At 59.4% G+C, this 12,458-nt stretch carries 10 protein-coding genes; 9 read left to right on the top strand and 1 reads right to left on the bottom strand.

From position 1 onward, the window contains the following. Positions 1-34: 34 nt before the first annotated feature. From Q4E11_RS00500 to metH, 4 genes are all read left to right on the top strand, one after another. Positions 35-916, top strand: coding sequence for an undecaprenyl-diphosphate phosphatase (locus Q4E11_RS00500; protein WP_303163453.1), 882 nt, complete (start codon positions 35-37; stop codon positions 914-916). A gap of 18 nt (positions 917-934) precedes the next feature. Further along, positions 935-2,275, top strand: coding sequence for a cysteine--1-D-myo-inosityl 2-amino-2-deoxy-alpha-D-glucopyranoside ligase (mshC, locus tag Q4E11_RS00495; protein ID WP_303162715.1), 1,341 nt, complete (start codon positions 935-937; stop codon positions 2,273-2,275). Further along, on the top strand, positions 2,272-2,679 hold the full coding sequence (locus Q4E11_RS00490; RefSeq protein ID WP_303162714.1) for a hypothetical protein: 408 nt from the start codon (positions 2,272-2,274) through the stop codon (positions 2,677-2,679). Before mshC ends, Q4E11_RS00490 begins: the two co-directional genes overlap by 4 nt. Before the next feature lie 62 nt (positions 2,680-2,741). Beyond that, on the top strand, positions 2,742-6,401 hold the full coding sequence (metH, locus tag Q4E11_RS00485; protein ID WP_303162713.1) for a methionine synthase: 3,660 nt from the start codon (positions 2,742-2,744) through the stop codon (positions 6,399-6,401). A 35-nt stretch (positions 6,402-6,436) separates the two neighbouring features. Here the strand turns inward: metH and Q4E11_RS00480 are convergent, their stop codons facing one another. Further along, positions 6,437-7,318: a thioesterase family protein gene (locus Q4E11_RS00480; RefSeq protein WP_303162712.1), complete on the bottom strand. Its 882-nt coding sequence runs from the start codon at positions 7,316-7,318 to the stop codon at positions 6,437-6,439. A gap of 143 nt (positions 7,319-7,461) precedes the next feature. On the opposite strand from Q4E11_RS00480, the gene Q4E11_RS00475 reads away from it, so the two are divergent. From Q4E11_RS00475 to Q4E11_RS00455, 5 genes are all read left to right on the top strand, one after another. Beyond that, positions 7,462-8,181: an HAD family phosphatase gene (locus tag Q4E11_RS00475; protein ID WP_303162711.1), complete on the top strand. Its 720-nt coding sequence runs from the start codon at positions 7,462-7,464 to the stop codon at positions 8,179-8,181. Then, the gene (locus tag Q4E11_RS00470; protein WP_303162710.1) at positions 8,168-8,431 is read left to right on the top strand and encodes a phosphoribosyl-ATP diphosphatase; all 264 of its coding nucleotides are present in this window, start codon (positions 8,168-8,170) and stop codon (positions 8,429-8,431) included. Before Q4E11_RS00475 ends, Q4E11_RS00470 begins: the two co-directional genes overlap by 14 nt. 14 nt (positions 8,432-8,445) lie before the next feature. After that, positions 8,446-9,291: an ATP phosphoribosyltransferase gene (hisG, locus tag Q4E11_RS00465; protein ID WP_303162709.1), complete on the top strand. Its 846-nt coding sequence runs from the start codon at positions 8,446-8,448 to the stop codon at positions 9,289-9,291. A 325-nt stretch (positions 9,292-9,616) separates the two neighbouring features. Next, entirely contained in the window at positions 9,617-11,065 is a 1,449-nt protein-coding gene (gene aspA, locus Q4E11_RS00460) for an aspartate ammonia-lyase (protein WP_303162707.1), read from the top strand. Positions 11,066-11,103: 38 nt separating this feature from the next. After that, on the top strand, positions 11,104-12,417 hold the full coding sequence (locus Q4E11_RS00455) for an anaerobic C4-dicarboxylate transporter (protein WP_303162705.1): 1,314 nt from the start codon (positions 11,104-11,106) through the stop codon (positions 12,415-12,417). Positions 12,418-12,458 lie beyond the last annotated feature (41 nt).

The raw sequence follows: 12,458 nt of genomic DNA, 5'->3' as shown, positions 1-12,458 counted from the left end.
GGCGAGACGAGTAGCCTATACACCCGTGACTACCATGACGACACTAAGCGCCTCTGCCGGTGCCGCCAGTGATGCTGCCGGTACTGGTATGACCTGGGCGCAGACCATCATCTTGTCCCTTGTCCAAGGCCTGACTGAGTTTCTGCCTGTCAGCTCCTCAGGGCACTTGCGGATTGTCTCAGAGTTGTTCTGGGGCCATGATGCCGGTGCCTCCTTTACTGCCGTGGTTCAGCTCGGCACCGAGTTCGCCGTCCTGGTGTACTTTGCCAAGGACATTTGGCAAATTCTCACCGGCTGGTTCGCGGGTCTATTTAATAAGGAAGCCCGCGGTTTCCACTACCGCATGGGCTGGATGGTCATTGTCGGCACCATCCCGATTGCCATCATCGGTGTTCTGGCCAAGGATCTCATCCGCGATAACCTGCGCAACTTGTGGATCACCGCCACCGTGTTGGTGCTGTTCTCCTTTGTCTTTATCGCCGCTGAGAAGTTCGGTCGCCGCCAGCGCAACTACGAAGAGCTAACTATGCGCGATGCCATCGTCATGGGTCTGGCGCAGTGCTTGGCACTCATTCCGGGTGTTTCCCGCTCGGGCGGTACAGTCTCAGCCGGTCTGTTTTTGAACCTCGACCGTGAGGTCGCCACGCGCTTTTCCTTCCTGTTGGCCATCCCGGCTGTTTTCGCGGCTGGAATTTTTTCGCTGCCCGATGCGTTTGACCCAGCGGCGGGTCAGGCCGCCTCTGGTGCGCAGTTGGCCGTCGGTACGCTCATTGCTTTCGTCGTCGGCTATGCCTCAATTGCATGGCTGCTGAAGTTTGTGGCGCACCATTCGTTTGCCTGGTTCGCCGCGTACCGCATCCCCGTCGGTTTGATCGTTATGGCGTTGCTCGGCTTCGGCGTGATCAACGCAGTCTAGTGAGGTAGTGAGTTTTTAATGCAGTCATGGCCTAAACCGCAGGTCCCGAGTCTCGCAGATGCACGTTTTGGTGCATTCGGCGAGGGCGACGCGCTTGACGACGGTAAAGGTGCAGCAGTCCCCCTGCGCCTTTATGACACTGCGGACCAGAAGGTCGCAGAGGTCCACGCCGGCCCGGAGGCAACCATGTACGTCTGCGGCATCACTCCCTATGACGCCACTCATTTGGGACATGCCGCGACCTATCTCACCTTCGACCTGATTTACCGTCAGCTGCTGGATAAGGGCCACAGTGTCCACTACGTGCAGAACATCACCGATGTGGACGATCCGCTATTTGAGCGCGCTGAGCGCGATGGAGTGGATTGGCGCGAGCTCGGCACTTCGCAGATTGATCTGTTCCGCGCGGATATGGAAAACCTCTCGGTGATTCCGCCGCGTGATTACATCGGCGCGATGGAGTCGGTCGATGAAGTCGTCGAGATGGTGCAGACGCTGCTGGACAACGGCTCGGCCTACCAGCTCACCGATGATGAGCACCCGGATGTGTACTTCCGTAAAAACGCCACCGAAAACTTCGGTTATGAGTCGAACTACTCGGACGCGGAAATGGCGGAGTTCTTCGCCGAGCGCGGTGGCGATCCGGATCGCCCGGGCAAGGAGGATCCGCTGGACGCGCTGCTGTGGCGTGCAGCTCGTCCGGGTGAGCCAAAGTGGGACGCTCCGTTTGGCGCGGGTCGCCCGGGCTGGCACATCGAGTGCTCGGCAATTGCAACGAACCGTCTGGGTAAGTCCTTCGACATTCAAGGCGGTGGCTCCGACCTGGCTTTCCCGCACCATGAGTTCTCCGCAGCACATGCTGAGGCAGCAACCGGCATAGGCCGCATGGCCAGCCACTATGTCCATGCGGGCATGATTGCACTCGATGGCGTGAAGATGTCGAAGTCGCTGGGCAACCTGGTGTTTGTCTCCAAACTGGTGGCAGCCGGTGTGGACCCCAGCGCTATTCGCCTGGGAGTCTTTGCCAGCCACTACCGCGATGACCGCGATTGGTCCGATGAGGTACTGGCACAGGCGCAGGCGCGACTGAGCACCTGGCGCAAGGCCTGCGAGGAAACGGCGAAGGCCACCGATGATGAGAGCGTGGCTGCTGCGACAAAGGTGGTTGCCAATCTGCGCGCAGCATTGTCCAATGATTTGGACACCCCGGCCGCACTTGCCGCCGTCGATGCTTGGGCAGAGACGTGGTCGGCAGCCCAGGATGGTTCCGCTATCAACGCTTCCGCCGATACGGTCGGCGCAGGTGAATACGTTGCCACCGCGCTCGACGCGCTGCTGGGCGTTAAAATCTGGGCATGAGCAATTCTGAGGTAACCGCTGTCGAAGTAACGAAGGACAACATCGACAAGCTAGTGGCCGATTTGCGCATGTTCGCCACCGGCAGCTACTTGAAGCCAGAGGACCGCGAAAACTGGGAACCGCTTTTTGATGAGGCGGTCGCTGATCAGGTCGGAGACGTCCTGCGGGAGGCTGCCGCCAGCATCGATCAGGCGGCTGCCTTGGGCGTCGATAAGCGAGAAGAGTCCGCGGAGGCGGCGGTTGAGACGTGCCTGCGGCGTATCGGGGAGATCGAGCACGCCCAGGGCGGCTCGATTTTTGACGATGAACTCGACGAGATTCTCACGATTATCAATTCGGCGACAAAGGCCGCAGGCTTAGATTTGCCTGCGGTTAAGGCCGAGAATTACTTTGGCCTGGAGTAATCGAGGAGGAATCCGGCCCCAAATACCCGTTCAGAAATCAAAGTAGACTAAGGTGTCTATTTATGACTGAACGCCACTCTTCCGAGTTCCTTACCGCACTGCGCAGCCACGTTCTCATTGGCGACGGCGCCATGGGTACGCAGCTGCAGTCATTTGACCTGGATGTTGACGCGGACTTCCTCGGCTACGAGGGCTGTAATGAGATTCTCAATGACACTCGCCCCGATATCGTCGAGACGATTCACCGCCGTTATTTCGAAGCCGGTGCCGACCTGGTGGAAACCAACACCTTCGGCTGTAACTTCCCAAACCTCGCCGACTACGACATCGAAGACCGCATCCAGGAGCTAGCCCACAAGGGCACCGCCATCGCGCGCAAGGTCGCCGATGAAATGGGTCCTGGGCGCGAAGGAATGCGCCGTTTTGTCCTTGGCTCACTGGGGCCGGGCACGAAGCTGCCGTCATTGGGGCACGCGCCGTACGCTCAGCTTCGCGACGCATATACCGAGGCAGGACTCGGCATGCTCTCCGGTGGCGCTGATGCGTTTTTGATCGAGACCTGTCAGGACTTGCTGCAGGTCAAGGCAGCAGTCAATGGTGTCAAGGCCGCCATGCGCCAGGCGGACAAGACCATCCCGATTGTGGTTCATGTGACGGTGGAGACCACCGGCACGATGCTTATGGGCTCGGAGATTGGCGCAGCTCTGGCAGCGCTGCAGCCGCTGGGTATCGACATGATTGGTCTGAACTGCGCGACCGGCCCGGACGAGATGAGTGAGCACCTTCGCTACTTGTCCACGACGGCGTCTATTCCGGTATCCGTTATGCCGAATGCCGGGCTGCCGGTGCTCGGTAAGGACGGCGCGTCCTACCCACTGACTCCGCAGGATTTGGCCAGCGCACTGCGTGGCTTCGTTGAGGAGTTCGGCCTGTCGATGGTCGGCGGCTGCTGTGGTACCACACCAGAGCATATTTCCGCTGTCCGCGACGCCATTGTTGGTGCGGGCGAATACGCAGATCGCGGCCCTGCAGTTAGGGCTGAGCGCCCCTCGACGGATCCTTCCGTGGCGCCGATTGATGAAGTCTCGTCACTGTACTCGGCAACTCCGCTGACGCAGACCACCGGCATCACCATGATCGGTGAGCGCACCAATGCCAATGGCTCCAAGGCATTCCGCGAAGCCATGCTGGCAGGCGACTGGGAGAAATGCCTCGACACCGCTCGCGGTCAGGTCACCGATGGTGCGCACATGATTGACCTGTGTGTCGACTACGTTGGCCGCGATGGCCGCGATGACATGGCCAAGCTCGCCTCGCAGATCGCCACCTCGGTCACGCTACCGGTCATGCTCGACTCCACTGAGCCGGGTGTGCTGCAGACCGGCCTGGAGCACCTCGGTGGTCGTTGTGCGGTCAACTCGGTGAACTTTGAAGACGGTACTGGTCCGGACTCGCGTTACCAGCGCATTATGCGGCTGGTGGTCGAACACGGTGCCGCCGTGGTGGCGCTGACCATTGATGAAGAGGGCCAGGCTCGTACTGCTGAGCGCAAGATTGAGGTCGCCGAGCGACTCATCGCCGATATCACCGGTACCTGGGGATTGCGTGAGCAGGACATTATTGTCGACTGTCTGACATTCCCAATCTCCACGGGCCAGGAGGAAACTCGCCGCGATGGCATCGAAACTATCAATGCCATCCGCGAAATCAAGCGACGTCACCCGAACGTGCACACCACGCTCGGCCTGTCCAATATTTCCTTCGGTCTGAACCCGGCTGCTCGCCAGGTTCTCAACTCAGTGTTCCTCAATGAGTGCATCGAGGCCGGCTTGGACTCTGCCATTGCACACAGCTCCAAGATCTTGCCCATGAACAAGATCGATGATCGCCAGCGGGAAGTCGCTCTCGACATGGTCTACGACCGCCGTCGCGAAGCGGACCATCCCGACGGAGCCTACGACCCACTGCAGGTCTTCATGGAGCTCTTCGAGGGCGTCTCGGCGGCCGACGCGAAGGATGCCCGCGCGGAAAAGCTCGCTGCCATGCCGCTGTTTGACCGCTTGGCGCAGCGCATTATCGACGGCGAGCGAAATGGCATCGAAGCCGATTTGGATGAGGCGATGAAGGAGAAGGAGCCGCTGGCAATTGTCAACGAGGACCTTCTGCGCGGCATGCAGACCGTCGGCGACCTGTTCGGTTCCGGTCAGATGCAGCTGCCGTTCGTGCTTCAGTCCGCCGAGACTATGAAGGTGGCCGTGAGCTACCTAGAGGGGTTCATGGATGCCGAAGACGCGTCCGGTTCCAAGGGCTCCATTGTGCTGGCGACGGTCAAGGGCGATGTCCATGACATCGGTAAGAACTTGGTGGAAATTATCCTGTCCAACAACGGCTATACCGTGCACAATCTGGGCATCAAGCAGCCGATTTCCACCATTTTGTCGGCGGCCAAGGAGCTCGATGTCGATGCCATCGGTATGTCGGGCCTGTTGGTGAAGTCCACTGTGGTGATGAAGGATAACCTGCTGGAGATTAACTCCGCGGGTGAGGCCAACCGCTTCCCAGTGCTCCTCGGCGGCGCAGCCCTGACTCGTCCGTATGTGGAGGACGACTTGGCCGAGCTCTATGAAGGCGATGTCTACTACGGCAAGGATGCCTTCGAGGGTCTGCGAGTCATGGATGAGCTCATGGCTGAAAAGAAGGGCCTTGGCCCTGACAAGGACTCGCCGGAGGCCATCGCTGCCCGCGAGAAGAAGGAAGCACGCCGTGCTCGTCGCGCTCGTTCCAAGCGCATTGCCGCTGAGCGCGCCGCCAAGGCTGCGGCTGAGGCACCTGAGGTACCGGAGCGCTCCGATGTCGCGGCCGATGTGCCGGTGGCCACGCCGCCGTTCTGGGGAACGCGCATTGTCAAGGGCCTGTCGGTGGATGACTACCTGACCACCCTGGATGAGCGTGCGCTGTTCATGGGGCAGTGGGGTCTACGCAGTACCCGTGGTGACGAGGGGCCGAGCTACGAAGAGCTGGTGGAAACCGAAGGCCGCCCGCGCCTGCGGGCATGGCTGCAGCGTCTGCGTGCGGAGAACATCCTGCAGCACGCAGCGGTTGTCTACGGCTACTTCCCAGCGGTATCCGAAGGCGATACCGTGCACATCCTGCCGCTGCCGGCAGAGGGCGAGCAGCCAGATCCGACGGCAGAACCTGTGGTGTCCTGGACGTTCCCGCGTCAGCAGCGCGGTCGCTTCCTGTGTATTGCGGACTTCATTCGCTCGCGCGAGGATGCCATTGCCAAGGGGCAAACTGACGTCATGCCATTCCAGCTGGTCACAATGGGACAGCCGATTGCGGACTTCGCCAACGACATCTACGCGAAAAACGAGTACCGCGACTACCTGGAGGTCCATGGCATTGGCGTGCAGCTAACCGAGGCGCTGGCTGAATTCTGGCACCAGCGCATCCGCTCGGAGCTGGCATTTTCCGATGGCACGAGTGTTGGCGCGGAGGACTCCGACAACACCACGGACTTCTTCGATCTGAAGTATCGCGGTGCTCGTTACTCCTTCGGCTACGGTTCCTGCCCGGATTTGACCTTCCGCGAGGGCATGATCAAGCTGCTGGAGCCAGAGCGTATCGGTGTGGAGCTCTCCGAGGAGCTGCAGCTGCACCCAGAGCAGTCCACCGACGCGTTTGTGCTCTATCACCCAGAGGCGAAGTACTTCAACGTTTAATCGCGCACGTGTAGTGGCGAACGGTTAGTTGCGCCTTAGCCCTGCGGCCGCACCAGCAGTGTCTGCATACTGCGGCCGATGGGGCCTTGGGCATCATAGAGCTCACCTGCGGTCATACCGATGCCGTCAGGGCCGATGGAGCCGCGGGCGGAAATGCCGACCCAACCACCGTCGTCCTCGGCGAGGTCTAGCTGCGGCAGTCGGTGCAGGTGGACCACCAAATCGGTATTCATAAAGGCCCACTGATGTGGATTCAGAGTTGCTCCGATGCCATTGGCTGTATCGGCTACCTGCATAACTCGCTCCACAGCCGTCGGCTCTTCACCCATGACAATCGGGTGTGGGGCGCGCACCCAGTGAATCTTCGTGCCCGCGGGGTCACCGGCCTCCACAGCTCGCGCTTCGATGGAATCGATATATCCACCGGACCAGTCATCGGTCAGTGGAATATTCTCCGCGTGGCTTTCCGCAGGGCCAGGCACCGACTTATCAAAGGCCCGTTCTACATCACGAGTATCAGCCGTGGCCATCATCCAGGCTGACGCGCTGGCAACGGGGCGCCAGGCACCCTTGACGTCGGCAAGCAATTCCGCTTCTACCTTGGCGATCTGCCGTCCCGGGCGCGATACCCACGACCGCGCGCGGAGCTCGGTGTACGGCACGGCCGAGAGCAGATCGACGGCTATGCGTGTGATACGCATGCCTTTATTTTCCAGACGGCGCCGCTCCAGCATGCGCGTGAGCAGGGCAGATGGGGGAGCACCGTGCTGGAATGGACCCCACGCGCCGTGGGTGAAGTTGGTTGGTAGGAAGCGCTCGTAGCTCAGTTCGCGCTCGACAATGGTGCCGAGCGGAATGAAGTACGCCTCGGGGTTGTCGACGGCGTGGGCAAGCGCTTCGGGCGTGGTGTCAGTCATGTGGGGCGTCCTTTCTTTCGGCAAGCGCATCGCTGATCACATTGCAGATAGGTTACTTTTCTTAACGAAAACTCTAGTGCCTTCACACAGCCTTTCGCCGGGATAATCGCTAAAAAGATCATCACCTGGCATAGTCACAAGTTGTGAAAGCAATTTTGTGGGACATGGACGGCAGCCTGATCAACACCGAACCACTGTGGGAGATCGCCACGTACGACGTCTCCGAATTCGTCGGCCGTCGCCTCACCCCGCAGCTGCGCGCGCAATGCGTCGGCAATACGCTGTGGAACACGCTGTCAATCTGCGCGGCGCATGCTGGGCGCACGCTTGACGACGATCTCTTCGCCTCAGCATCCAATTTTCTCGAAAGCCGCTTTACAGAACTTGTCGAGGCTCATGGGGTGCAGTGGCGTCCCGGCGTGCCTGAGATTCTGGCAGAGACCAAAGATGCCGGTATTCCGGTGGTGTTGGTAACCAATACTCGTCGTCACGTAGCAGCTCCCTGCATTGCGGCGATGGGGGAGCATCACTTCGCCTCCACGGTGTGCAGTGACGAGGTCGAGCGCGGCAAGCCAGAACCCGACCCGTACTTGCGTGGTGCGGAGCTGGCCGGTGTGGCACCTGAGGACTGCCTTGCCATCGAAGACTCTCCAACGGGGGTACGCGCGGCGCTGTCCGCAGGCTGCACAACAATTTGGAATCCAATGCCGGAAGTGCATGTTCCCGCAGATGAGGTATCCCGCTTGGTACCCCCGGCTCGGTTTATTTCAGGCAACTTCGATACCGCGAATTTGGGCTTATTGCGGGCTGCTTTCGCCGGCGAAGAAGCAACATGGAACAATAGACCGAGTGAAGAACTTTGATGAACTGTATGCAGAGCTGAAGGAAAAGTCACAGACCCGCCCCGAAGGCTCGGGCACTGTGAAGGCACTGGATGCTGGCGTGCACTTCCAGGGCAAGAAAATTGTCGAAGAGGCCGGTGAGGTCTGGCTGGCAGCCGAGCACGAGTCTGACGAAGCCCTCGCAGAGGAGATTTCGCAGCTGATGTACTGGCTGCAGGTGGTCATGATTGGCCGCGGGCTGAGCCCCGAGGATGTTTACAAGTACCTGTAGGAGATAACAACACCATGCTGCGCATTGCCGTGCCCAACAAAGGATCGCTGTCTGAAGCGGCAGTCGAAATCCTCCAAGAGGCGGGTTACCCCGGTCGAGGCGACTCCAAGCGTCTGACCATCCGCGACGAAGCCAATGACATTGAGTTTTTCTTCCTTCGCCCGAAGGACATTCCGATTTACGTCGGCAATGGCCATTTGGACCTAGGCATCACCGGCCGTGACCTGGCCGCTGACTCATTGGCACCTGTCGATGAGGTGTTGCAGCTGGGGTTCGGTGCGTCGACGTTCCGCTATGCCGCTCCGGCTGATGAGGAATGGACTATTGAGCAGCTTCAGGGCAAGCGCATTGCTACCTCGTACCCGAACCTGGTGCGCGAGGACTTAAAGGCGCGCGGCATCGAGGCCACGGTTATCCGTCTGGATGGCGCGGTGGAGATTTCCATTCGCCTGGGTGTTGCCGATGTCATTGCCGACGTCGTCTCCACCGGCCGCACGCTGCGCAAGCAGGGCCTTAAGCCGTTCGGCGAGGTACTGGTGAGCTCGGAGGCTGTCGTCGTCGGCCGCAAGGGAGTTGAAGTCACCGACGAGCAGGAAGTCTTCCTGCACCGCATGACGGGCATCCTGCACGCTAAGACCTACCTCATGCTCGATTACAACATCCGTTCTTCCAAGCTGGATGAGGCCACCAAGCTGACTCCGGGTCTGTCGGGCCCGACGGTGTCGCCGCTGGCTCACGAGGATTGGGTTGCCGTGCGCGCCCTGGTTCCGAAGGTGGATGCCAACCCGCTGATGGATGCGCTGGCAAAGATTGGTGCGGAGGCAATTTTGGCATCCGACATCCGTATCGCGCGTATTTGATTTCCGCGAATTTCCGCAGCCACTTGTTGAGAGTGGATTACGTCATTTCGGCCCTGTAGCCGTATGTGAGGTAATCCACTTTTTTGTTGTATAAAACGCCTAGTCAGCGATTGCCGTCGGGGGGACACCCACTTTTACCTACGTCTCCGTAGGTAGTAGTATGGGCGACGGAAAGGCGCACGGCGTTAGCCGAATTGTGTATATCCCATCTACGTTGAGATCTGCGGCAAATACGTCTGCGCTGTAGCTTGGGGCGGTGTGACCCATGCACCGCCGTCGACGGTGGCTCACAAGGTCACTGACAACAGAAGGGAATACATTCCACATGTCTGCTACTCGCACTGAGGTTGACCTGCTTGGCTCCATGGAGGTTCCAGCAGAGGCTTACTATGGCATCCACACCATGCGCGCCATGGACAACTACCAAATCTCCGGCAAGACCATCAACGATGTGCCGGAGTTCATCCGTGGCATGGTAATGGTCAAGAAGGCCACAGCTATTGCCAACCAGCGCGTCCACACGCTGCCCAGCGATGTTGCAGAAACCATTGTTGCCGCCTGTGATGAGATCCTGGAAAAGGGCCGCTGCATGGATCAGTTCCCGATTGACGTTTTCCAGGGTGGTGCCGGCACCAGCGTCAACATGAACACCAACGAGGTCATTGCCAATCTGGCGCTTGAGCTGTTGGGCCTGGAAAAAGGCCGCTACGATGTCATTCACCCGAATGATGATGTCAACCAGTGCCAGTCAACCAATGACGCATACCCAACCGGCTTCCGCCTGGCAGTCCACATGTCACTGCTCAACCTGCAGAAGCACTTCGATGCACTGGTTGAGGCGCTGCATGCCAAGGGCGATGAATTCAACGACGTCATCACCATGGGCCGCACTCAGCTGCAGGATGCCGTTCCTATGACCTTGGGACAGGTCTTCCACGCATTTGCCCACAACCTCGAGGAAGAGCAGGAGTCCATCGCAACCGCGTCGGCACGCCTGCTGCAGATCAACCTCGGCGCAACCGCTATTGGTACTGGTGTCAACGCCCCGGCGGGCTACCGCGAGGCTGTCACCCAAGCGCTGCGCGAGGTCAGCGGATTCAATGTCACCTCCGCTAAGGATCTGATTGAAGCCACGAGTGACACCGGCGCCTACGTCAGCGTGCATGCATGCCTGAAGCGCGCTGCGATGAAGATTTCCAAGATGTGCAATGACCTGCGCCTGCTGGCTTCCGGCCCGCGCGCTGGCCTCAATGAAATCAACCTGCCTGAGCGCGCCGCTGGCTCTTCCATCATGCCGGCAAAGGTCAACCCGGTTATCCCGGAGGTTGCCAACCAGGCCTGCTTCAAGGTTTTCGGCAACGACGTGACCCTGACCTGGGCCGCCGAGGCCGGCCAGCTGCAGCTCAACGTCATGGAGCCAGTTATCGCAGCCTGCCTGTTTGAGTCGATCAGTCTGCTGCGCAGCGCCACTGACACGCTGCTGGACAAGTGCATCAAGGACATCACCGCAAACGCCGATGTCTGCCGCGAATACGTGGAAAACTCGATCGGTATTGTCACCTACCTCAACCCGGTCATTGGCCACTACGAGGGCGACATGGTGGGCAAGGAAGCTGCTCGCACGGGTCGCTCGGTACGCGACATTGTGCTCGAGCGTGGTCTGATGGACGAAGAGGAACTCGACCGCGTCCTCAGCACTGAGAACCTGATGCACCCGGAGTACCGCGGTAAGCGTTACGTTGCAGGGGAGTCCCGCCTGGGCAAGATCTCCTAGCGGCTACTAGCGAACCTATGTGATTTTTGGAGATTCACGTGTTAGTAGCTGTTCAAATCTTAATCGTTCTAGGCGCCATTGTGCTTGGCGCGCGGTTGGGCTCAATCGCTATCGGATTCGCTGGTGGCCTGGGTGTTTTGGCACTTGGCATCACCGGCGTGCCGGTTACCAAAGACGACATCCCATTTGATGTCATCGGCATCATCATGTCGGTTATCGCAGCGATTGCCGCCATGCAAAAGGCCGGTGGTATGGACTATCTCGTCCACATCGCTGAGCGTCTCCTGCGCAAGAATCCACGCCATATCACCTACTGGGCACCGGTTGTCACGTACCTGATGACGCTGCTCGCCGGCACCGGCCACACTGCATTTTCCACGCTCCCAGTCATCGCCGAAGTTGCAAAGGAAGGCGGAGTCCGCCCGGCGCGTCCACTATCCGTCGCAGTCATCGCCTCTCAGCTGGCCATTACGGCATCGCCAATCTCCGCTGCTGTGGTGCTGATGGCCTCGCTGATGGAGCCGCAGGGAGTCGGGTACCTGACACTTCTGGCAATCGTCATTCCGTCGACGTTCCTCGCAATTTTGCCAACTGCATTCATCACGAATCATTTGGGCAAGGAGCTTGACGACGATCCGGTGTACCAAGCCCGATTGGCAAAGGGGTTGGTCTCTAAACCAAGCGGCAAGTTGAACGAATACGTCCCAACAAAGTCTGCGAAGTGGTCGGTGGGAATCTTCCTGTTCGCCATTCTTGCGGTGATGGTCTACGCGACTATCAGCACCGAGCAGGTTGGACTTATCGCGGATCCGACACTTCCGCGTAACGAAGCCATCATGACCATCATGCTCACTGCGGCCACCATCATTGTGCTGGCCTGCAAGCTGGATGCGGCAGCCATTTTGAATACCCCGGTTTTCAAGTCCGGTATGTCCGCCAGCGTGTGTGTTCTCGGTGTGGCCTGGTTGGGAACGACCATCATCAACCACTACATCGAAGACATTAAGGCAGCCTCTGGCTCCCTCCTGATGGAGATGCCGTGGATGCTTGCAGTGGTGCTCTTCTTCGCTGCTGCTCTGCTGTACTCGCAGGCAGCAACGACAAAGGCCATCATGCCTGCCGCATTGGCAGTCGGTGTCGCGCCTGTGACGGCCATTGCCTCGTTCGCAGCGGTCTCAGCACTGTTTATCCTGCCGACCTACCCCACGCTGCTGGCAGCAGTGGAAATGGACGACACCGGCACGACTCGAATTGGCAAGTACGTGTTCAACCACTCGTTCATCATCCCGGGCACTGTGTGCATTGCCCTGGCTGTGGCATTCGGCTTCGCCTTCGGCAGCGTGTTGCTGTAGCGGTTCGTGCACGACTCGGTTTGTGCACGACCCAGCTTTGC

Source organism: Corynebacterium sp., assembly GCF_030532195.1.
GTDB lineage: Bacteria > Actinomycetota > Actinomycetes > Mycobacteriales > Mycobacteriaceae > Corynebacterium.
Note: the sequence above shows the minus strand (reverse complement) of the source record. Positions and strands in the feature narration are given on the sequence as shown.